Annotated in this window: 22 protein-coding genes; 10 read left to right on the top strand and 12 right to left on the bottom strand. The window is 53.8% G+C overall.

Going from position 1 to position 22,453, the window contains the following annotated elements; genetic code table 11:
• Nucleotides 1-3: 3 nt before the first annotated feature.
• From K5Y33_RS21430 to K5Y33_RS21415, 4 genes are all read left to right on the top strand, one after another.
• Complete coding sequence (locus tag K5Y33_RS21430; protein WP_222235066.1) at nt 4-1,653, top strand: iron ABC transporter permease; 1,650 nt, start codon at nt 4-6, stop codon at nt 1,651-1,653.
• A gap of 199 nt (nt 1,654-1,852) precedes the next feature.
• Nucleotides 1,853-2,527: a hypothetical protein gene (locus K5Y33_RS21425; RefSeq protein ID WP_110867645.1), complete on the top strand. Its 675-nt coding sequence runs from the start codon at nt 1,853-1,855 to the stop codon at nt 2,525-2,527.
• A 213-nt stretch (nt 2,528-2,740) separates the two neighbouring features.
• Entirely contained in the window at nt 2,741-3,220 is a 480-nt protein-coding gene (locus K5Y33_RS21420; protein WP_101762703.1) for a type VI secretion system tube protein TssD, read from the top strand.
• Between the two features lie 229 nt (nt 3,221-3,449).
• Nucleotides 3,450-4,496, top strand: coding sequence for an AI-2E family transporter (locus K5Y33_RS21415; protein ID WP_101762704.1), 1,047 nt, complete (start codon nt 3,450-3,452; stop codon nt 4,494-4,496).
• 78 nt (nt 4,497-4,574) lie between these two features.
• Here K5Y33_RS21415 and K5Y33_RS21410 read toward each other — a convergent pair whose 3' ends face one another.
• Together K5Y33_RS21410 and K5Y33_RS21405 are read right to left on the bottom strand one after the other, a co-directional pair.
• Nucleotides 4,575-5,525 (bottom strand): ABC transporter substrate-binding protein, encoded by a 951-nt coding sequence (locus tag K5Y33_RS21410; protein WP_222235065.1) that lies wholly within the window; start codon nt 5,523-5,525, stop codon nt 4,575-4,577.
• A gap of 11 nt (nt 5,526-5,536) precedes the next feature.
• On the bottom strand, nt 5,537-6,301 hold the full coding sequence (locus K5Y33_RS21405; RefSeq protein WP_137386681.1) for a class II aldolase/adducin family protein: 765 nt from the start codon (nt 6,299-6,301) through the stop codon (nt 5,537-5,539).
• A gap of 227 nt (nt 6,302-6,528) precedes the next feature.
• Here K5Y33_RS21405 and K5Y33_RS21400 point away from each other — a divergent pair, with 227 nt between their 5' ends.
• Both K5Y33_RS21400 and K5Y33_RS21395 read left to right on the top strand, forming a co-directional pair.
• Entirely contained in the window at nt 6,529-8,133 is a 1,605-nt protein-coding gene (locus K5Y33_RS21400) for an EAL domain-containing protein (protein ID WP_222235064.1), read from the top strand.
• The gene (locus K5Y33_RS21395) at nt 8,108-9,067 is read left to right on the top strand and encodes a D-2-hydroxyacid dehydrogenase family protein (protein ID WP_217549884.1); all 960 of its coding nucleotides are present in this window, start codon (nt 8,108-8,110) and stop codon (nt 9,065-9,067) included. Before K5Y33_RS21400 ends, K5Y33_RS21395 begins: the two co-directional genes overlap by 26 nt.
• Here K5Y33_RS21395 and K5Y33_RS21390 read toward each other — a convergent pair.
• The 3 genes from K5Y33_RS21390 to K5Y33_RS21380 form a co-directional block, all read right to left on the bottom strand.
• Nucleotides 9,035-9,538: a hypothetical protein gene (locus tag K5Y33_RS21390; RefSeq protein WP_222235063.1), complete on the bottom strand. Its 504-nt coding sequence runs from the start codon at nt 9,536-9,538 to the stop codon at nt 9,035-9,037. The two genes, K5Y33_RS21395 and K5Y33_RS21390, sit on opposite strands and share 33 nt — an antisense overlap.
• Before the next feature lie 111 nt (nt 9,539-9,649).
• The gene (locus tag K5Y33_RS21385; RefSeq protein WP_222235062.1) at nt 9,650-10,120 is read right to left on the bottom strand and encodes a hypothetical protein; all 471 of its coding nucleotides are present in this window, start codon (nt 10,118-10,120) and stop codon (nt 9,650-9,652) included.
• The gene (locus K5Y33_RS21380) at nt 10,113-10,913 is read right to left on the bottom strand and encodes a hypothetical protein (RefSeq protein ID WP_217549880.1); all 801 of its coding nucleotides are present in this window, start codon (nt 10,911-10,913) and stop codon (nt 10,113-10,115) included. The genes K5Y33_RS21385 and K5Y33_RS21380 overlap by 8 nt, the downstream gene beginning before the upstream one ends.
• A 360-nt stretch (nt 10,914-11,273) precedes the next feature.
• On the opposite strand from K5Y33_RS21380, the gene proP reads away from it, so the two are divergent.
• From proP to K5Y33_RS21365, 3 genes are all read left to right on the top strand, one after another.
• Entirely contained in the window at nt 11,274-12,779 is a 1,506-nt protein-coding gene (gene proP, locus K5Y33_RS21375) for a glycine betaine/L-proline transporter ProP (protein ID WP_101762711.1), read from the top strand.
• 116 nt (nt 12,780-12,895) lie between these two features.
• Nucleotides 12,896-13,873 (top strand): porphobilinogen synthase, encoded by a 978-nt coding sequence (gene hemB, locus K5Y33_RS21370; RefSeq protein ID WP_101762712.1) that lies wholly within the window; start codon nt 12,896-12,898, stop codon nt 13,871-13,873.
• A 109-nt stretch (nt 13,874-13,982) separates the two neighbouring features.
• Nucleotides 13,983-14,954, top strand: a complete 972-nt coding sequence (locus K5Y33_RS21365; protein WP_222235061.1) for a diguanylate cyclase — start codon at nt 13,983-13,985, stop codon at nt 14,952-14,954.
• 31 nt (nt 14,955-14,985) lie between these two features.
• Here the strand turns inward: K5Y33_RS21365 and K5Y33_RS21360 are convergent, their stop codons facing one another.
• A complete protein-coding gene (locus K5Y33_RS21360) occupies nt 14,986-16,008 on the bottom strand; it encodes an alpha/beta fold hydrolase (protein WP_222235060.1) in 1,023 nt (340 codons plus the stop codon).
• Between the two features lie 317 nt (nt 16,009-16,325).
• Here K5Y33_RS21360 and K5Y33_RS21355 point away from each other — a divergent pair, with 317 nt between their 5' ends.
• Complete coding sequence (locus K5Y33_RS21355; protein ID WP_222235108.1) at nt 16,326-16,817, top strand: helix-turn-helix domain-containing protein; 492 nt, start codon at nt 16,326-16,328, stop codon at nt 16,815-16,817.
• Between the two features lie 109 nt (nt 16,818-16,926).
• Here K5Y33_RS21355 and yfaU read toward each other — a convergent pair whose 3' ends face one another.
• From yfaU to K5Y33_RS21325, 6 genes are all read right to left on the bottom strand, one after another.
• Nucleotides 16,927-17,727, bottom strand: coding sequence for a 2-keto-3-deoxy-L-rhamnonate aldolase (gene yfaU, locus K5Y33_RS21350; RefSeq protein ID WP_192414779.1), 801 nt, complete (start codon nt 17,725-17,727; stop codon nt 16,927-16,929).
• A 13-nt stretch (nt 17,728-17,740) separates the two neighbouring features.
• Complete coding sequence (locus K5Y33_RS21345; RefSeq protein WP_222235059.1) at nt 17,741-19,027, bottom strand: MFS transporter; 1,287 nt, start codon at nt 19,025-19,027, stop codon at nt 17,741-17,743.
• A 47-nt stretch (nt 19,028-19,074) separates the two neighbouring features.
• Complete coding sequence (gene rhmD / locus K5Y33_RS21340; protein WP_192414775.1) at nt 19,075-20,277, bottom strand: L-rhamnonate dehydratase; 1,203 nt, start codon at nt 20,275-20,277, stop codon at nt 19,075-19,077.
• A gap of 13 nt (nt 20,278-20,290) precedes the next feature.
• Nucleotides 20,291-21,073, bottom strand: coding sequence for an IclR family transcriptional regulator (locus K5Y33_RS21335; RefSeq protein ID WP_101762719.1), 783 nt, complete (start codon nt 21,071-21,073; stop codon nt 20,291-20,293).
• A 177-nt stretch (nt 21,074-21,250) separates the two neighbouring features.
• The gene (locus tag K5Y33_RS21330; protein WP_192414773.1) at nt 21,251-21,787 is read right to left on the bottom strand and encodes a DUF1640 domain-containing protein; all 537 of its coding nucleotides are present in this window, start codon (nt 21,785-21,787) and stop codon (nt 21,251-21,253) included.
• A 267-nt stretch (nt 21,788-22,054) separates the two neighbouring features.
• A complete protein-coding gene (locus K5Y33_RS21325) occupies nt 22,055-22,402 on the bottom strand; it encodes a hypothetical protein (protein WP_222235058.1) in 348 nt (115 codons plus the stop codon).
• Between the last annotated feature and the right edge of the window lie 51 nt (nt 22,403-22,453).

The following is a 22,453-nucleotide window of genomic DNA, read 5'->3' as shown; positions in this document are numbered from 1 at the left end:
GCGATGTCGCGTGCCCTGAATGGCGTGATTCTGCTGGCGTTATTGCTGCTGGTGGCGCTGCCGCTGCTGTTTATCGTGCTGCAAGCGTTGTTTCCCTACTTAGGTGAAGGCAGTTGGCGCGGCGCTTTTAGTGCTTTTCCGGCGCTGCTGGAAGATCCGCAGCTGGCAGCGATGTGGCTGGGCACGCTGAAAATCGGCGGCGGCGTGGCGCTGTGCAGTTTGCTGCTGGGCTTGCCGCTCGGCGCACTGCGCGGCCTGTTCCGCTTGACGGGCGCGGCGCTGTGGGATCTGCTGTTTCTGATCCCCTTTCTGACGCCGCCCTATATTGTGGCGCTGTCATGGACGCTGGCGCTGCAACGCAACGGGTATATCGAACAACTCACCGGCATCAACTTCGACAGCCTGCTGTTTAGCAGCAGCGGCATGATTGGCGTGATGACGCTGAACATCTTCCCGGTGGTCTATTTCGCGGTGTCGCGTTCGCTGCTGGCCAGCGGGCAACGTCTCGCCTGGGTGGCGCGCGTGCATGGCGCATCGGCGTGGCGCGGCTTCTGGCACATCACCTTGCCGCTCACCTTACCGGCATTGGCGGGCGGCGTGCTGTTGGCGTTTACGCTGGCGATTGAGGAGTACGGCGTGCCTGCGGCGCTCGGTGCGCAGGCGAAGTTGACGCTGATGACCGTCGGTATTGAAACCAAAATCGCCGACTGGCCGATCGATCTGCCTGGCGCGGCGTCGCTGTCACTGATGCTGAGCCTGATGGCGCTCACGGCGTGGCTGCTGCAGCGCAAACTGACCGGCAGCAGCGATGTGACGGCGGTTGGTGGCAAACCGGTGAGTCAGGAACTGGCGCATGCGGGACGCTTACAAATCTTAATGCTGCTGCCGTTTGCTGTCACCGTGCTGCTGGCGGTGGTGCTGCCGCTCGGCGCGATGACCCTGAGCGGCTTACTGAATACGCTCTCCGGCGGATTGCATCTGAGTAATCTGACGCTACGCCACTTCGGCGCGCTGTTCAGCCAGCAAGGCGATGCGCTGGCGGCCTTCTCCACCAGCATTGGCCTGGCGCTCGGCGCGGCGCTGCTGACCGGCGCGCTGGGTTTTCTGATCGCCTGGCGCGTATCAGAAGGGAAAACCCGTTTGCTGGCAATGATGGATGGCCTGGCGCTGCTGCCTGCGGCGATGCCCGGCGTGGTGGTGGGCGTGGGGTTGATTCTGCTGTGGAACCGCGGTTTCTGGCCGGTTTCGCCCTATAACACGATGTTTATTCTGCTGCTGTCGTACAGCTGTTTGCTGCTGCCGTGGCCGGTGCGTTATGTCAGTAGCGCGTTGCGCCAGCTGGCACCCACGCTGCAACCGGCGGCGCGCGTGCACGGCGCATCACGTGTGCAGGCGCTGCGTCTGATTGTGCTGCCGCTAGTCGCGCCCAGCTTGCTGGCGGCGATGATGATGGTGTTTGCCGTAGCGTCGCGCGAGCTGGTGACATCGCTGCTGCTGGCTCCGGCAGGCACGCAAACCGTGGCGATCTTTATCTGGCGTCAGTTCGAACAGGGCTCGGTGGGACAAGGTATGGCGATGGCCACGCTGACGCTTTGCGCCAGTTTGAGTTTGATGTTGGCGGCCACGGTGCTGATGCGGCGTCATGAAAAATAGTCATACATACCGTAGCGGCGTGATTCATCACGCATAAATAGGACCTTGATGATTAAAATTATTTAAGCTGTGATTGTGGGTTTAACTGTCATCTTATCCACATTTTTCAAAACCCATGTCCGTGCGGCATTGACCTTACACTTTAAATGGGTAAATTGTAGTTTCGACTAGGGATGATTTCTAACCGTAAGGAAACGGCATGTATCACAGTGATTTGATACTCAAGGGCATCAAAGCCGATGAGTTGATGGCGTCACAGCTTGAAAAAGCTCTTATAGGTGTAAAAGACCAGGTACTTCAGCAAGCCAGTAAAATTGGCGACGGAGCAACACGCTTGGTGTATTACACATCTTGCTTCACCGATAACTATCAAGATGTATGTGCAAAGCTAAAAGAAGAAGACTTGCGCTTCCTGGATGGCATTGCCGAAGTGGTCAAAAGACGTGACATTATCTATAGGCTGGTTCACATCTATTTTGAAGAAATTTTCAGATTCAAAACACGCGAACAACTTTCAGCAATCAATTCCGGTTTATTAAAAGCAGGCGTGATCATCTCCTCTAACACACTAAACAATCAGACTTTTATCATTGGAATAACAACAGCTGTTTGCCTTGGCATAGGCTTTAACTCATCCATCGTCGCCTGGACAGGAAAGACCGCCGCGCTAACTGTTACCGGGCTAGGGCTATACGGCATCGTACAACAAGCTGCTGATAGTGCTGAAAGGCTTAGGCTACAAGCGCCGATGTATTATCAAGCCCTGCACATGCAAAGACTCGAAATGATGTATTTCCTCGTCGAGCCGACTTTTATGAAAGCTCAAGCATTTGAGAGTGACATTACCAACGCAATAATTAACATGGTGAAGTAGGCATGCGTAATTTTCTAAAACAATGGTTAAAGGCGCAGGCATCATATTTCTTTTGGGGCTACGTTCCGCTTGTTTTAATTATTACTTTCGGTGTTTTTGCAGTAACGTACTTTCGCCCCTACGCACTTCAGGCCATAGGGGCTTTGATAATCATTACCTTTGCGTTTGTTGTCTGGTTTAACCGCCCTCGTTAAAATTAAAAGGAACTTAACTATGTCAACTCCAGCTCATTTATGGCTAACAGATGAAAACGGATCCCCTATCGCGGGTGGATGCCTGATGCCTACACGACTCGGCTCAATTGAAATGCGCACTCTAACGCATAACATATCGGTTCCAGCCGACAGACATACCGGAAAGTTAACAGCAGCAAGAATCCATGCCCCAATAGTTTTCCAGAAAGAATTTGACCAGACGACACCATTATTATTTCGCGCGCTGTGTCAGGGAAGAATACTTAAATCAGCCACGATAAAAATGTATAGAATTAATGAGGCAGGAATTGAAACAGAATACTTTAACATTGTTCTTGAAAACGTAAAAATAACCAGCATTACTCCATCACTCGTACCAGCAGGCATAGCAAGCACACATATGGAAAATGTCGAGATTCGTTATGAAACTATTATGTGGAAATACGTCGATGGAAATATTCAGTTTAAAGATGGTTGGAATGAACGAATGATCGCTTAATTAAATAGTTAACACCTTACCTTGCTCGCTGTTTGTCTGTGCCGATGTTTAAATAAGTATTGATGTCGGCACGGTAAGCCGAGGTGTGAAAATTCCACAGCTACCGCTTGACGTTCATGCAGGTAGCTACGGATGTTGCGTGTTGTAAAAATTTCTCTTTATCTTAAAAAACAGATGGTTAATTTCCATCAACTACACTCTCCTGAGAAATTTTGTCTCAGGAGAGAGAATGAATAACCTGCTTCAGGAAAAAATTGGCCAGAACATCCTGGTAAAACTGGCGATGCTGGTGATTATTCTGGCGGGCATTCGCGCCGCCTCGGACATTCTGGTGCCCTTCTTACTCGCCAGCTTTTTAGCTATTGTGCTCAATCCGCTGGTCACGATGCTGATGCGACGCGGCGTCAAACGTGGCCTGGCGATTACGCTGGTGATCACCGTGATTTTTATCGTCGTACTGTTACTCATTGCTGTACTCGCCAGCTCGGCCAGTGACTTCAGCGATACCTATCCGCAAATCCGCGCCATGCTGGAGCAGAAACTGGCGGTGGTGCAACATTTTGCCGCGCGTTTTCATATCAACATCTCTACCGAAGCGCTGGCGGCGCGCCTCGATCCCAACGTGGTGATGGACATGGCAACATCGGTGCTAAAACAGCTGTCCGGCGCGATGACCAACGTCCTGCTGCTGATCCTCACCGTGGTGTTTATGCTGTTTGAAGTGCGTCATCTGCCGTACAAGATGCGCAATGCGATGGTTAATCCACAAATCCGCATCGCCGGTCTGCACCGTGCGCTGAAAGGTGTGACGCACTATCTGGCACTGAAAACCCTGGTGAGTTTGATTACCGGCGTGGCCGTTTGGCTGTCGCTGCTGCTCCTCGGCGTGAAGTTCGCGCTGTTCTGGGGCGTGGTGGCGTTCATCCTTAATTTTATCCCCAACATTGGCCCGATCATCGCCGGTATTCCGCCATTTATTCAGGCGCTGGTGTTAAATGATATTTATGACGCCATGCTGGTGGCGGCGCTGTTCAGCGCGATTCATATGGTGTTCGGCAACATGCTGGAGCCAAGATTGATGGGGCGCGGGCTGGGACTCTCGACGCTGGTGGTGTTTCTGTCGTTGATTTTCTGGGGCTGGCTGCTGGGTCCGGTCGGCATGTTGCTGTCGGTGCCGCTCACCAGCGTGACCAAGATTTTGATGGAAACCACGCCGGGCGGAAGCCGATTGGCGATTATGTTGGGTAATGGACGGCCGGGTAAACGGGCGCGTTAAGGCTCTTTTACTCAAGGTCGCGCAATAAATTGCGCCGCTACGGTTTAGTGCAGGTTGTCGTAGCGGCGTGATTTTACGTTATTGCGTTTGAAACACGCTGTTGTCGGTAATCGCCTGTATATCAACTTTGTTTGGCAGGATATTCAACTCGCTAAACAAGTCCGACACCTTCTGCACCTTTGCCACATCATCCGGCGTCACGCCACGTACACCGTGGGAAATACGCGCAGTAATCTGCTGCGCGTCCGCCGGTTGCAGGCGCGTTAACTGCGCATACACCTCGTTATACTGCTGCGGATGCGCCAGCGCCCACTCGCGCGCTTTGGCCAGACGATGGGTGAAATCCGCAATCGCCGCGCGCTTCGCGGGATCGTCGAGCGAGCTTTGCGTGGCGGTGACAAACGACAGCGCGGTTGTCAGCCCTTTGCCGTCACGCAGCAGACGCGCGCCATGCTTTTCCGCAATACCTAAATAGGGATCGAAGGTCGCCCATGCGGCAATCTGCCCGGAGTTAAACGCCGCGCTGGCGTCGGTTGGCAACACAAAACGCACCGGCACCGTATCACGTGGCACTTTCGCCTCTTCCAACGCCTCATACAGCAAGTGCTGCGAGATACTGCCGCGCGCCGACGAGACGACAACCTGCTTGCCAGCCAGATCTTTCACGCTGTGGATCGGCGAATCAGCGGGGACGATCAGCCCGTTCGAACCGGCGTCACCGACGTTGGTGGCGATGATCTTCAGCGGTACGCCGCCCGACGCCGCCATCAGCACCGGCAAATCGCCAGCGTACGAGGTATCGACCGCACCCGCACGCTGCGCTTCAAACAGCGGCGCCGCGCCCTGGAAATTCGCCCAGCGATAGTGATAAGGCGCGTCTTTCATGACATCTGCCGCTTCGATCAGCGAACGCAGATTGCGTGCCTGATCGCCCAGCACCAGCGTGACTTTACTCAAATCAGGCGCGGCCTGACTGCCAAACGCCGCGCACAGCAGCAGCGTAGAAACTACCGGTTTTAGCCATTTCATCGGGGAGATTCTCAGAGTGCGTTGCGGTTGAGCTGGCGGATGTAAGCATCCCAGTGCAGCTGATATTTGCGATTGCGGATGCTGTTATCAAACGCCTGCGCGGCTTTCTCGGAAACGGCGTCCGGGAGAATGATCAGATCTGCGCCGCCCGATTGTGCCGCCAACTGTGCCTGGCAGGCGCGCTCGAGGTAATAGAGGTTGTAGAAAGCTTCTTCAATGCTGCCGCCGCTGGTCAGCAGGCCGTGATTGCGCAGGATCAGCGCGTTAAGATCGCCGAGATCGGCAACGATGCGCTGCTGCTCGTCGAGATCCAGCGCGATACCTTCGTAATCGTGATAGCCGAGGCGATTATGGAAACGCGTGCTGTGTTGCGAAATCATCAGCAGGCCGTTTCGCTGCGCCGAAACGCCAATGCCGGCCGCGGTGTGCGTATGCAGCACCGCATGGGCATCTGGCCGCGCGCGGTGAATCGCACTGTGAATAACAAACCCGGCAAGGTTAATTCCCAGCCCGGTTGGGTCGTCAATAATATTGCCGTCGATGTCGATTTTAACCAGCGTTTCCGCCTGGATTTCATCGAAGGTTTGCCCGAAAGCGTTGATAAGAAAGTGCGGCTGATCGCCCGGTACGCGCAGGGAAAAATGGGTGTAAATATGGTCGGTCCAGCGTAGCTTCGCCGCCAGATGATAAGCCTGCGCCAGTTTGATGCGCGCCTGCCATTCGCCTTCGCTGATGCGCTGCCGTAATGATGTGATATCCAGGGTTTCCGTGCTCATTTCCGCTCCTCATTTCAGGTCAATGTGCTTACCTAACATCGTGGCATAGCGTTTTTGCCGCTGGGAAATGCCAATAACGGCAAAACAATGTCATTAAACGCAAAGTGAGATTGATCATTGACCTGTATCAGACCGGTTTATTCTTAAATCGCTACCCTACACAGCCCTGTGAAAATGGTATGCTGCTGACGCCGCAAGCGCAGCTTAAACCGACTGAGGATTGTCTGGTGCCACTGAAAAAACGACATCACGATTTTGATTGGGTCTTAATCGTTTGTGCCGGGTTGCTACCGTTGGTGCTCGGCATCCTTTGTACGGCCATCGAAGCGCGTCACACCGTCAGCCAACAGCAGATTTCAACCGCCAATACCTTGATTACTCAGGCTGAAAAGATGAGTGACAACGCCTGGAATATGATCACTGAGATGCGCCAGTATCAGTACCAGCCTTGTGCCAAAATCGAAGATCAGCTGCAGCGCGCCGGTACGCTCAATCCCTATTTTCGATCCATTGGTATGCTGAAAGGCAATGACATCATTTGCTCGTCCGCCTTTGGCCTGCGACATGGCACCCTGACCGAGATGATGATGCAGCCGCCGCCGATTACCGGCAAAGCCTGGTGGAGCATCTCGGTGCGCGGAACGGTTGGCGTGCCGAATCGTCCGGCGGTGGTGTTTATGCGTCAGCTTCCCGATACCAGCGGTTTTTGGGCGGTCATCGACGGCCAATATTTGATGGATTTCATGAACGCCATCGGCGGATCGCGTGGCTACCACATGAGCCTGCAATTTAGCGGTGGCGCAGTGATCGCCAGCGGACCAGCTGACATGCAGCCAAAGCTGTATATGAAAAGTGAATCTTTTCAGGCCGACTCCAGCCGCTATCCCATCACCGTTAATGTAACCGTTCCGGCTTCTGAGCTGCTCAAAGCCTGGCGTCAGGCGCTGTTCATCTTCCTGCCGATGGCGGCGATTTTCTCGATTTTGCTGATGATCCTCACCGCCAATTGGCTGCGTCGTCGTATTTCCTGGCACGATGAAATTGGTCGCGCTATCCGCGCCCGCCAGTTCTCAGTGCATTATCAGCCGGTATACAGCAATACCTTGCACGCCTGCGCCGGTGTTGAAGCCTTACTGCGCTGGCAACGGCCCAACGGCGTGATGATTCGTCCGGATATCTTTATCAGCGCCGCTGAAGCCGAAGGGATGATTGTGCCGTTGACGCAGCATCTGCTGGAGTTGATGGCCGAAGATATTCAGAGCTGGCAGGTCGAGCCCGGATTTCACCTCGGGCTGAATCTGGCGGCGGAGCATCTGCAGCATGACGATTTCGTGGCCGATATTGAATTGTTTGCTGAGCGCATCAAAGATAAACAGCTGTGCATCACGCTGGAGCTGACCGAACGCAGCCTGATTGAAGAGGGTGAAAAGGTGGCGTGTAAACTGCGTCATTTGCGCGCGCAGGGCATGAAGGTGGCGATTGATGATTTCGGTACCGGCCACTGTTCACTGACCTACCTGCTCACCTTCCCGCTGGACTACCTGAAAATCGATCGCGGCTTTATCAATGCCATTGAAGGCCTCGACGTGGAAACGCCGGTGCTGGATGCGATTATTAATCTGTGCCACAAGCTGGAACTGGATGTGCTGGGCGAAGGCGTCGAGACCGCAACACAATTTGAGTACCTGCGGCAGCGTGGTGTGATATTTATTCAGGGCTACTATTATGCCCGTCCGCTGGATAATGACCGGCTGCGTGCCTGGCTCAGCGAGCAAGGGCACAAGCCACTTCTCGTTGAGGAACATTATGAGCCTGAACTGCATCATTCTTGATGACTACCAGAACGTCGCCCAGTCGCTTGCCGATTGGGCGTCTCTCGCCCCGCTGGTGCACACCACTTCCCTGACTGAACATTTCGCCGACCAGGATGAATTGGTTAAGCGCATCGCGCACGCCGATATTTTGGTGGTTATGCGCGAACGCACGCCGCTCAGCGCCGAGCTGATTGGCCGCTTGCCCAATCTGAAAATGGTAGTCACTTCCGGCATGCGTAATGCCTCCATCGATTTACATGCCTGCGCGGAACGCTATATCGCGGTGTGCGGTACCGCCAGCAGCAGCGCGGCACCGCTGGAACTGACGTGGGGATTGTTGCTGGGATTGGCGCGCCATATCGTGCCGGAGAATCAGGCGCTGCGCAGCAACGGCGCGTGGCAGCACACCGTTGGCATGGGCCTGCAGGGCAAAACGCTGGGATTACTTGGATTGGGTAAAATCGGCGGCGAGATGGCAAAAGTGGCGCAGGCGTTTGGGATGCGCGTGTGTGCGTGGAGCCAGAATTTAACCGCCGAACGTGCCGCCGAGTGTGGCGCAGAACGTTCGCCATCGCTGGCTGCGCTGCTCAGTAGCAGCGATGTGGTGTCCATTCATCTGGTATTGAGCGAGCGCTCACGCCATTTAATTGATGCAGCGGCGCTGACGCAGATGAAGCCCGGCGCGCTGCTGATTAACACATCGCGCGCCGGCATTGTCGATCAACAGGCGATGATCGCCGCGCTGCAATCGGGTCAGTTAGCCGGTGCGGGATTAGATGTGTTTGAACAGGAGCCGCTGCCCGCCGATCATCCGCTGCGTCAGCTGCCGAACGTGCTGGCGACGCCGCATCTCGGCTATGTCGCCGACAGCAATTATCGCACCTACTTCACGCAGGCGGTGGAAGATATTCAGGGATGGTTAACGGGTGCGCCGCTGCGCTCGCTGCTCTGAACGGCCTGCGCGCCGTTTTTCCGCAATGCGCAGCGCCACTTCAAGGCTGTCTTCCGCCAGCGCGCCATTCGGCACATCGCGCTGGGCATTGAGACGTTGATTAATGCGCTCCAGCGTCGGCGTTAACTGCCCCACCAACTGCTGATATTCATCAAGCTGCGTGATGGGTTGGTTACATGCGATGCTGGTTTGCGTCAACCGTTGCAGCTGACGCAAGCTCTCGGTCGCCTGGCGGGAGAGTAATCCGGCCTGACGCCAGCTTTTCAGGCGCTGCAGCAGTTCATCGGGTTGTTGCGCCAATAATGCCAGCTGCGCATCGGTTCGTTCGCCACAGTTAATCCACGCCACCGATCTAATGGAAACGGCAGTCGTACGCTGTGCCGCAGGCACAAGATTGATAAGATTGCTTTCTACACTGTCGCTCATCGACAGCCAGGGATTCTTAAAAGACTGGGCGTTTATCCTCGACATGAACACTCCACCAAAGCACGGCGGCAGAGTATTACCCAATGTTTTGGAGCTGGCAAGCAGAGGTTACCGCCTCGCTTAATGGTAAATTTTTCTTATTTATTTGCGCATCAATCAGGTATGGCAATAAAGCCGCGGCATACCAGAATAATTGATTATTTGATCGCCATTGGGGAGTTGATACATCTGATAATAATCACTGTGGGATTCTCGCGCCGAGGTGAAAAGTATCTGCGCAGCGAGTGGCTCGGGCACCGTATCATCGGCCATCGCCTGCACTTTACGGGTATTCACCAGCATAAAATCTCCCTGACGATGCCAGCTACTGACAGAAACGCGATTTAAACGATATTGACGATCCGGCAATGTCACCGTGCCGATTAGCGTTGATGCGCCGCTACCATCCGCTTTAAAACGTGTGCGTACCGTCGCATCCAGCGTACCCGTTGGCTTCCCTTCATTATCAATGCGATAGGGAACATCACACCATTCGGGTACCACAACGGTTGGGCGGACCAACAGAACCCACGCCCAGGGAAAAATGAACGCAATAATAACAACCAATGTGAGTAATGACTTACGCATCAGGTAGCTCCTGATTAGATATCAACCATGAAATACATTCATTATTCTTTTGCTCGATGGGTTGGAGGCAAAGGAAAGCACTGCTGAAGGCACGAATGCGTGAACGGTTGATGTACAGCAACGGCGGGACTGAGCCATCCGGCAGGCGCGGTTTTAACTCGCGGAATCGGCGCATAGCATCCTGAACGACAAAAGAATCGGCAGAAAGTCTTTCATTGATAAAGACCTGCGTCTGCGCTTCCTGACCATAAAATTTAAATTGCATGCCATCATGTTCGGTTGGCGCAAACTCCTGACGGATAATCAGTGCCAGCGCCACATTTAGCAGTAATAATCCCGCCAGCACGCCACGCCACAGCCAGGATTTTTTCTTCACGGCGACCGCTTTCACAGCAGGTTCGGGCTGCACCGTGACCGGCTTTTCAGCTTCAGCAGCAGGCGTAGCGACCTCATTGAAGGATTCGACATCGACCTGCTCGGCCAGCACGCAGCCAATCAGCGGCACCTGATGTACCAATGCACCTGGCGCGTGCGCCTGCTGCGCCAGACGATTGATCTCAGCAATGGTCAACGTTAAGCGATCGGCAAAGGGGATCTCAGAAGGTTCGCGCTGAAACAGCACATGCAATGCCTGATTACGCACCAGCTTGCCTTGGGCATTGAGCACGCGACGTAATACCGCGCTTTGCAGCGGACTTAATGCCACGCGTTGAGCGGGAGAATTGAGTGGATAAAACACCTGTTGGTCGGCATCAAAACAGAGACTTTTGGCAAATAAAACAAAGCGCGCCATATGAAACCTGATTTCCAAAAAAGCAACTCACGCAAGTATATGTAGTTTCGCGAGATGGCGCACGCTTACTGCAAATCGCTGCGTGAAATTGTGGCCTTTTTTCGACGCGTTTTAAGCGCTAACAGGCCACAGCATTAGCTAAAAAATAGCCAGTTAATGGTGAGAACATGACAAATATCACACAAAATCGGTATACTCTGTCGCGGTTGGCAATCATTACTTTCCTAATAATTGCCCGGCAGGGCAGGGAAAAAGCGTTATTTCCCCGCTATGCTTTAATTTTCTCAACGCCGCGGACTGTTGGCATTGTTTGAGTCCGCAGCGTTGAGGATTTTTCGAATTCCAATACAGGGTATCTGCATGAAACTACGTAGGAAGCGTGTAAAACCTATCGGGATTGATGATGTCACCATTATCGATGACTCCCGTTTACGTAAAGCCATTACCGCGGCTTCGCTGGGCAACGCGATGGAATGGTTTGATTTTGGTGTTTATGGCTTTGTGGCTTACGCGCTGGGTAAGGTGTTCTTCCCGGATGCTTCTCCAAGTGTACAGATGATTGCTGCACTGGGTACGTTCTCAGTTCCGTTCCTGATTCGTCCACTCGGTGGTTTGTTCTTCGGCATGTTGGGCGATAAATATGGTCGCCAGAAAATCCTTTCTATTACCATCGTTATCATGTCGATCAGTACCTTCTGTATCGGCTTGATACCGTCCTATGCCTCAATTGGTATTTGGGCACCGATTCTGCTGCTGTTGGCAAAAATGGCGCAGGGCTTCTCGGTTGGCGGTGAATATACCGGTGCATCGATCTTCGTTGCCGAGTACTCGCCTGACCGCAAGCGCGGCTTTATGGGCAGCTGGCTTGATTTCGGCTCCATCGCCGGTTTTGTGCTCGGTGCGGGCGTCGTGGTGCTAATCTCCACCATTATCGGTGAAGAGAAATTCCTCGAGTGGGGCTGGCGTATTCCTTTCTTTATTGCGCTGCCGCTCGGCATTATCGGTTTGTATCTGCGTCATGCCCTGGAAGAAACGCCGGCGTTCCAGCAACACGTTGACAAGCTGGAACAAGGCGACCGTGAAGGTCTGCGCGACGGCCCGAAAGTGTCGTTTAAAGAGATCGCGACCAAACACTGGAAAAGCCTGTTGGCCTGTATCGGTCTGGTGATCGCCACCAACGTGACCTATTACATGCTGCTGACCTACATGCCGAGTTACCTGTCACATAACCTGCACTACTCGGAAGATCACGGCGTGTTGATCATCATCGCCATTATGATGGGTATGTTGTTTGTACAGCCAGTAATGGGCATGCTGAGTGACCGCTTTGGCCGTCGTCCATTTGTCATCATCGGCAGTATCGCCCTGTTTGCCTTCGCGATTCCGGCCTTTATGCTGATTAACAGTGGCGTGCTTGGTCTGATTTTTGCCGGTCTGTTGCTGATGGCTGTGATCTTAAACGCCTTTACCGGTGTAATGGCATCCTCGCTACCTGCGATGTTCCCAACCCACATTCGCTACAGCGCATTGGCAAGTGCCTTCAATATTTCGGTGCTGATTGCCGGTCTAACGCCGACATTCGCTGCTTATTTAGTGGAAGCCACCAACAATCTGTATATGCCGGCTTACTACCTGATGGTTGTCGCGGTGATTGGTTTGATTACCGGTATCTTCATGAAAGAGACCGCCAACAAGCCGCTGCGCGGTGCCACGCCAGCCGCGTCGGACATGGATGAAGCACGTGAGATCCTGCAGGAGCATCACGACAACATCGAGCAGAAAATCGAAGATATTGATGACGAGATCGCCAAGCTTGAGGCGAAACGTAAAAACCTGGTGCAGCAGCATCCGGACATCAACGAGTAATCTTCCCTACTCCCGCCGCCCGGCGGGAGTTTTCGTTTCCGCACACAATCCTTCATGCGCAGCCGCGAAAAGGGGTAAACTATTGCCACTTTTTTAACCTGCATAAGTTGTAGAGCATGTCTGAATTTAATCTGATCCAGCGCCCAAGAAGGCTGCGCAAAAGCGCGTCAATGCGCGAAATGTTCCAGGAATCTCACCTCAGCATCAACGATTTGGCACTACCAATTTTCGTTGAAGAAGGCGTGGACGATTATGTGCCCATTAACGCCATGCCGGGCGTGGTGCGTATTCCCGAGAAACGTTTAGCTTATGAGATTGAACGTATTGCCAAAGCGGGCATTCGTTCAGTGATGACCTTCGGTATTTCCCACCACACCGACGCCACCGGCAGCGATGCCTGGAATGAAAACGGTTTAGTGGCGCGTATGTCACGTATCTGCAAAGACACCGTGCCAGAAATGATCGTGATGTCTGATACCTGCTTCTGCGAATATACCAGCCACGGCCATTGCGGCGTGCTGTGCGATCACGGCGTCGATAACGACCAAACGCTGATCAACCTCGGCAAGCAAGCCGTGGTTGCGGCACAAGCCGGCGCAGACTTTATCGCTCCTTCTGCCGCGATGGATGGCCAGGTGAAAGCCATTCGCCAGGCGCTCGACGCCGCCGGCTTCACCGATACCGCCATCATGTCTTATTCGACGAAGTTCGCGTCCTCCTTCTACGGCCCGTTCCGTGAAGCCGCAGGCACCGCGCTGAAAGGCGATCGTAAGACTTACCAGATGAATCCGATGAACCGCCGTGAAGCGCTGCGTGAGTCGCTGCTTGATGAAGCGGAAGGTGCAGATTCTCTGATGGTAAAACCAGCTGGCGCTTACCTCGATATCCTGCGCGATATCCGCGAACGCACTACGCTGCCGCTCGCTGCGTACCAGGTGAGCGGTGAGTACGCGATGATCAAATTCGCCGCGCAGGCGGGTGCCATCGACGAACGTAATGTGGTTCTGGAGAGCCTTGGCGCGATTAAACGTGCCGGCGCGGATCTCATTTTCAGCTATTTTGCCCTTGATCTCGCTGAGCAAAAAGTGCTCTGATTATCGTTACGCCTGGCATCGGACATCGCATACCGTTGCCAGGCGCTTTCAGCCTTTGTGGCTTAAACACCAGTGTTTCTGTAATTCCATAATTAATAAGAGTAACGCGATGAAAGCACCTGCACTGCCTGCGGACGAGTCACATCGTCTGGCCCAGTTACGTGCGCTCAACATTCTGCACACGCCAGCAGAAGAGCGTTTCGACCGTTTAACCCGCCTTGCCCGTCGTTTGTTTGGTGTACCCGTTGCGCTGGTCAGCCTGCTGGAAGAGGACCATCAGTGGTTCAAATCCACTGCGGGTTCAAGCGATATCACCGCACCGCGCAATACCTCTTTCTGTGGCCACGCCGTGCTGCAGGATGATGTGATGGTGGTAGAAAACGCGCTTGATGACGAGCGCTTCTTCGATAATCCACTGGTTAAAAATGCCGAAAATCCGGTGCGTTTCTACGCCGGTTGCCCATTGCGCACGCCGGCTGGTGCGAAAGTCGGCACCTTGTGCATTATCGATCATCATGCGCGCCAGTTCGATGCGGATGATATCCATACATTGCGTGATTTAGCCGCAATGGCGGAAGCGGAGCTGGTGGCGTTCCAGACCGCAACATCCGATGAACTGACGCAAATCACCAACCGCCGTGGCTTTATGACGCTCGGCCAGCTGGCGCTGAATGAGTGCCAGTTGAAGCAGTTACCGGCCAGCCTGACTTTCCTCGATCTCGATCGCTTTAAAGCCATTAACGATACGCTCGGTCATCGCGAAGGCGACCGCGCATTAATGGACTTTGCCAACGCCATGAAGGTGAGTTTCCGCCATGCGGATATCTTTGCCCGTTTGGGCGGCGACGAATTTGTGGTGCTGTTTAATGGTTTGCAGCAAGCCGATGCCGAAGGTGTGTTGGCGCGCTTTGATGGTTTCCTGCAACAGCAAACCCAGAATCTGGAGCGCCGCTACGCTTTGCACTTCTCATCGGGCATTGTTGAGTTCGATCCCGATCATCCGCAATCGCTGGAACAGCTGCTGGAAGGTAGCGACGAACGGATGTACGCCGCTAAGAACGGGAAAAAGAAGTTGAGTTGATTGTTGGTCGCCGTGAATGGCGACCCTGCAATTAATGCCCCACTAAATCCGTGATCAATGCCTGATTAAACGTCTGCGGTTCTTCCATCTGCGGCGCGTGCCCCATGCCCGGGAATTCGATTAAGCGTGCGCCGGGAATCAGTTGCGCCACCTGCTTACCCAATACATTGTAATGCCCGAGTTTTGCTTTCACTTCCGGCGGCGCGATATCACTGCCAATCGCCGTGGTATCTGCGGTGCCAATCATCAACGTGGTCGGCACGCGTAGATCTTTAAACTCGTAATACACCGGCTGAGTGAAAATCATGTCGTAGATGAGCGCCGAGTTCCACGCCACTTTCTTGTGGCCGGGCCCGCTGTTTAGCCCAGCCAGCATATCAACCCATTTGTCATACTCCGGCTTCCACCGGCCGCTGTAATATGTCTGCTGTTCATATTTCTTGATGCCCGCCGCATCCAGCTTGAGTTCACGCTGATACCACTGATCCACCGAGCGCCACGGCGCGCCTTTGGCTTTCCAGTCTTCTAAACCAATGGGATTGACCAGCACCAGCTTCTGCGTTTGTCTGGGATACATCAGCGCATAACGCGTCGCCAGCATGCCGCCGGTCGAGTGCCCAACCATAATGGCGTTGTCGATACCCAGTTGCTGCAACAGTTGATGGGTGTTCTGTGCCAGTTGCTGGAAGGTGTATTGATAGTTAGCTGGTTTAGTTGAGCTGCAGAAGCCAATCTGATCTGGCGCGATGACGCGATAACCTTTCTGGCTCAGCGCTTTGATGGTGTCATCCCAGGTTGCGCCACAGAAGTTCTTGCCGTGCATCAACACCACGGTTTCACCGTTGGCCTGCTGCGTAGGTTTGACATCCATATAACCCATACTCAGCGCTTGCTGCTGCGAGGAGAAGTTAAAGTGCTGCAGCGGATAGGGATAGCTAAAGCCTTCGAGCTGTTCACCATACACATTGGCGGCGAGCGCCGGAGCAACAGCGCCTAATGTCACTGATGCCAGAATCACGGCAAGTGACTGTTTTGGTTTGAAACGAAAACCCATTAGGTGATTCCTCAACAGTGAAAACCTTCAGTGTGGCACGTTAATCCGCGTTAAGTATTGATGAGGTGTGCCGCCAGAAAGCACACCTTTTACTATTAAGCGCCACGAAGCGATGAAAAATTTGAGTTAATAATAACGCCCGTTATTACGATAAATACTCAACATCATCACAACAAGAAAACCTGTAAATTCACGAAAACCAAGACCGGTCTTGATGACAAATATTAAAACAGCCAAATAACCAGAAAACTTTACATTAATTGCAGATTGGAAAGATTAATTAAATTACACTCTGCCACTGTTAATGGAGGACTATGATGACACAGCAAAAATATAATGAAGGGGTAATTGATTCGGTAACCGAATGGATTATGGCTAACCTGGATCAACGTTTAACGATTGATGATATTGCACTGAAGTCTGGCTATTCGAAATGGTATTTACAGAAACTGTTCGCCCGCTATCACAATGAGACGCTGGCACGCTACATCCGAAAAAAGAAACTGGCTCATTGCATTAATGACTTAAAAGACAGCAATGTGCCAATTATCAGCCTGGCAGTGAAATATCATTTTGAAAGCCAGCAATCTTTCACGCGCTCATTTAAACATGTGCTGGGCTGCACGCCTCTTTATTGCCGTAAGCGCCAGCTGGATGAGGAAGCCAAACTTGCAATGCGTGAAAGTAGCGATCCCTGTGTGCTTTGCCGTCAGGCGGGATTTGACGCCACGGAACGCAATAAAGCAATTATCACGCCCGCGGTACGTAACGATAAATATATGCCGCGAATTGGTTGTGCGATGCGTTGATAAATAATTGACTCTTTTTTGGCGCCATTTGACGCCAACAGACTTCTTCATTCCAATTCATGAACGCTTTAATTGAATAGAAACGGATGGCATACCATCCGTTTCTCAATTAGTAACTCGATTTATTCAGCGCATTTACGCTCTTTTTAAAATGCGCGAGCCGATTATCCAGCGCATCGGTATACAGCATGGTATCCACACCGACGGCAACGAAATTAGCTCCCCAATGAATAGCGCGTTCCGCCATCTCCAGATTAACCGCCAGAAAACCGGCCGCTTTTCCTGCGCTGCGGATGCGTTTGATACTCTGCTCAATCACTTTCTGCACTTCAGGATGCCCGGCATTATCGGGATAGCCCAATGAGGCTGACAAATCAGCCGGACCAATAAAGATTCCGTCAACGCCCTCAACCTCCAGCAACGCATCGAGATTATCAATCGCCGTTTTGCTTTCGGCCTGAATCAGCAGGCATAACTCTTCATTGGCGCGCGCCATATAATTTTCCACGCGCCCCCAACGTGCCGCCCGCGCCACGCCTGCGCCGACGCCGCGCGTGCCGTAAGGCGGATAGCGCGTCGCCTTCACCAGCGCCTGTGCCTGCTCAGCGGTATCGATCATCGGCACCAGCAAGGTGCGCGCACCGATATCCAGCACCTGCTTAATCAGTGCGGTCTGGAATTCGATTGGCCGTATCACCGGCTGGCTGCGATAAGGCGCAACGGCCTGCAATTGATGATAGAGATCCTGTACGGTGTTCGGGGCGTGTTCGCCATCTATCAATAACCAGTCGTAGCCGCTGGTGGCAGCAATTTCGGCCAGATACGACGATGTGCTGCTCAGCCACAAACCAATCTGCGTTTCGCCTTTCGCCAATCCGGCTTTGAAGGGATTATTTAACGGATCCTGCATAGCTGCTCCTTACTTAATGACTTGGCTGCTGAGAGTGTGGCAACTGACGCTCCACTTTCAGGCTGAGGATAATGAGTGAACCGATGGCGGCAATTAGCGCCAGCGCCAGCAATCCGGCAGCGCTGCTGTTAAAGTGCATTTCGGCATTTACGCGAATCAGCGGCGCCAGGAAGCCACCTACAGCACCAAACAAATTGACGAAGCCGATGCCCGCCGCCAGCGCAGTGCCAGAAAGCAGCTGCGTCGGCATGGTCCAGAACACCGGCTGCACGGCAATAAAACCCACCGCTGCGACGCTAAGCGCAATGATGGCCAACAGCGGCGAAACCAATCCGGACAAACCAATCCCGACGGCAGCAGCCAGCAAGGTGAACGCCGCGACCCGGCGACGCTCGCCGCTGCGGTCGGAATAGCGCGGAATCAGCCAGGTGCCAAACAGCGCGGCCACCCACGGAATGGCCGCCACCAGCGAGGCGAGGAAACCGACTTTGGTGCCCAACAACGCTGCGACCTGAGAAGGCAGGAAGAAAATCAGGCCATAAACCGCTATCTGAATGGTCATATAGATAATGGCGAGCTGCCAGACGCGACCATTGCGCAGCGCATCACGCAGATGTGAAGTCGGCTTCTGCTGCTCTTCGCTCTCCAGCTGACGTTGCAGCGCCCGCTTCTCCTCGGCGCTGAGAAAACGCGCTTTCGCCGGTGTGTCGTCGATATAGCTGAAAGTGAAAACGCCGGCTGCCACCGCCAGTAATCCTTCAATGATAAACATCCAGAACCAGCCGGGATGGCCTAGCACGCCGTGCATTTCCAGCAGTGCGCCAGAGAGCGGTGAACCCAGCGTCAACGCCAGCGGCGCGCCCATGTAGAACAGTCCCATGACGCTAGCGCGCTGCTGTTGCGGGAACCACAGCGAGGTCAGATAAATCATGCCCGGGAAGAAACCCGCCTCAGCGGCGCCGAGCAAGGTACGCACCAGCAGGAATTTGGCTTCGGTATCAGCAAATGCCATCGCCGCCGAAAGTAATCCCCACAGCAGCGTGGTGCCGCCAATCCAGCTGCGCGCGCCAAAGCGTCGCATCAGCAAATTTGCCGGCACGCCAAGCAGCGCGTACACCACAAAGAAGATCCCAGCCCCTAACGCGTAAGCTTCATTACTCAGGCCGGTATCGAGTTGATATGCCTCTTTGGCGAAACCAATGTTGGCGCGATCGAGAAACGCCAGCACGTAGAGCATCAACATGAAAGGAATAAGACGTGTGCGATTCTTTTTAACCGCGCTTAACACCAGATTATCCATGGTAAACCCTCACGCAGGGCTGCGACGCGTCGCCGCAGCCGCTGCGATTAGTGTTGATAAGGACGCTTCAGTCCATCGCGATTCAGTTCCACGCCGAAGCCCGGTTTATCCAGCACCGATTTGTGCATGCGACCGTTAACCGGCACCGGTTCGTTGATCAGCAGCGGATCAAACTGCGGGCGCAGCGTGCTGCAATCCGGGCTGGTCATCAGGAATTCACTGAATGGGCTGTTGGTGAAGGTGATCACCGCGTGATGCGAGTAAACCGAGGAGCCGTGCGGCACCACCAGTTGGCCGCGTGATTTCGCCAGCGCCGCCACTTCCACCAGCGTGGTCAGGCCGCCGCACCAGCCGACATCAGGCTGCAAAATATCGATGCCGGTTTCAGCCAGCGTGCGGAATGATTGCAGCGTGCCGTGATGTTCGCCGCTGGTGATCAACATGCCCTGCGGCGCTTGCTGTTTCAACTGGGCGTATCCTTCGAACTGCTGCGGCGGCAAACACTCTTCCAGCCACTTGACGTTATAAGGTGCGCAGGCGTGAGCCAGCCTGGTGGCGAAATTGACGTCCTGGCTCATCCAGCAATCAAGCATCAGCCAGAAATCCGGGCCGCAACTTTCGCGATAGTGAGCGATGCGCGCCACCTCTTTACGGATGCCTTCATCGCCATCGTGCGGTCCCCACTGCACCGCCATTTTGCCGCCGATAAAGCCCATCTGCTGCGCCAGATCCGGACGTGCGCCGGTGGCGTAAAACTGCAGTTCATCGCGTACCGCGCCGCCCAGCAGTTTGTACACCGGCAGATCGGTGACTTTGCCGAACAGATCCCACAACGCCAAATCGACACATGAAATGGTGTTCATCACCAGGCCGCCCGATCCGGCGTAATACAGGGTGGCGTTCATCATCTGGTCGTGAATCAGTTTGATATCGCTGACGCAGCGTCCTTCAAGGAAGCGGTTGAGATGCTTTTCCACAATGAAGCAGCCCATTTCGCCGCCGGTGGTAATGGCAAAACCGGTTTGACCGTTATCGGCTTCGACTTCGACAATTAGCGTGCCTAACACGTTGATGCCAAAGGATTGACGCGACTGCTCATACTGCTTGTATTTGCTCATGGGCGTGGCGACGTGGTCGTCAATCCAGTGATTGGCACCTTGATCGTGATAATCGCCGCCAGCCGCTGCTTTATCCGCGGTAGCGCCACCGGCAAAGTAGGCGCGGACAGTTTTAATTTTAGGTAGGGACATGCTCTTCTCCTGGTTACGAGGCGTGTTTTTCCGCCGGGCTACGCCAGCCCAGCAGACGGGAAATATCGCGGGCGCAGGCAATCGCCTGGCCAGCAAGGTAATCGCGTTTGTCGTCGTCAATGTCGAGTCGGGTGCCCACCAGCGAAATGGCAGCGACGAGCTGCTGGCGGGCATTGAAAATCGGCGCGGCGACGCAGCGCACATCGGGATAATCTTCACCGTTATCAAAGCTCCAGCCCTGACGGCGAATGCGTGCCAGCTCGGTACGCAGCGCGTCGGCATTACGCAGCGAGGTTGGCGTCACCGCCACAAAACGCAGGCCGCTGATGATGCGTTCCTGCTCTTCAGGTTGCTGCCAGGCAAGCAGACATTTGCCAATGCCCGAGCGATAGAGCGATAGGCTTTTGCCTTCGTGTGAGCGCACGCTGATGGTGGCGGCGGATTCGAGTTTGAGGATGTAACAGGCGTGACCACCCTCGAGGATGCCGAGGTGGCACAGCAGATTGGTCTGCTGCATTAAACGTGTCAGAGGTGGACGCGCAATATCGCGGATATCCATGCGCTGCAGTGCGTGACCGGCAAACTCCACCAGCCGCGTCCACAGGCAATAGTTGTTGTTGCGATCAATAGTGATCAGACGCTGTTTTTTCAGTTCAGCGAACAGCAGGTAGGCGCTGCTTTTAGGAAGCGCCAGCGTTTCAATGATCTCGGCGGCGCTGCACGGTCCGTGCTGGGCAATAAAGTCGAGAATCGCGATGGCGCGCGTCAGCGCGGGGACAGGCGTAATTTCCAACATGCTGGACTCCAGTCTGATGATCTGGAGCGCAGTGTTGTAGTTTTACTTCGTGATAAGTGTGCGCCGCTTCAAATTACGCGGCGCTGAGCGCGTTTGCTGGCAGCGCGTGTGCGGGAATGTGAATCGCGCCGCGCTGCGAGTACAGTCGGTTGTACTCCTGGCGCAGGAGCACAAGATCTAAGAGAAAATGTATTTGATCGCTGCAATGACCATCGTGGTGGTCATCACCATTAGCAAACGCTTAATCCAGCGCATATCAGTTTTTAAGGCAGAGACATCGGCTTTGATAACTTCAATGTCTTTTTCTATGCGATCAAGGCGAGCTTCGACTCTGGTCAGGCGAACATCGACTGCTTTAATCTCACTACTCAGTCGAACATCCAGATTAGTAAGCCGAACCTCTAGTTCTCGAATAGCAGCACTAAGCCGGTCATCCAGCTCTTTAATCGCACCACTCAGCCGCTTATCCAGTTCTTTAATCGCACCAGTAAGCCGAATATCCAGCTCTCTGATATCGCCGGTAAGTCGAACATCCAGTTCTTTAATGCTCCCTGTAATTCCTTCTCCGGCCTTCATTAAATCAGCACGAGATAACGCATTATCCTGCTGCATCTCAGTAAAGATCTCGACCATGGCTTCGGCCTGTTGGTCGCTGACGCCGGCCAACTGCAGTGCTTTAAAGGCTTTGTGTGTGTTCATCATCGCGAGTGTCATCCGTGAAGCTCCTGAGTTGATGTGAGGCGCGTGCCAACATCATGCTCAGCGAGCGATTGCTGCACCATGTGACTGTGTGTATTTTGCGCGGCGCTGCGAAAAATATCAATTAGTACAACAAGTAACGTGCAAGCGGATGCGGGGCGTCTCGCAAAATTGGCGTCAGATTCTGCTGCGAAACGTTTTGCGATATGGGAGCGGGAAGGTGTTGAGCGGCTTCTTAAAACGGCGGCGCAGCTTTTAATCCCTGCGCTGCCCGTTCAATAATTACTGAACCGGCTGGCCCGGTAGCAATTTCTCAGACATCAAACGGCGGCAGGAGAGATTTTCCTGCCGCGCCTGCTGCTGCTGTTCTGGCGACAAATCCTGCCACACCGCTTGCAGATGATCAGCCAAACCCTGTTGGAAATGAATCTTCTGCAATGCGTAATCTGCATTACTGCCTTCAATAATCTGCTGCATATCTTGCGGAGCATTGCCGCGTCCATCATGAGTGAGCGTACAGAACATGGCGATGTAATAGCCTTTGTCCTCATCGCTGTAATGCGGCATCAGCCACCAAACGGCGGCACTGATGACGATCAGCAACGGCACAATAAATTTGAGTTTTAACATCAATAGGTTCATCCGCTGGAGAAAGGAAATACGCCATCATAGCGACGTGAG

Source organism: Pantoea sp. DY-17 (assembly GCF_019795975.1).
GTDB classification, from domain to species: Bacteria; Pseudomonadota; Gammaproteobacteria; order Enterobacterales; family Enterobacteriaceae; genus Pantoea; species Pantoea leporis.
This window is presented reverse-complemented; position numbering and strand designations above follow the sequence as displayed.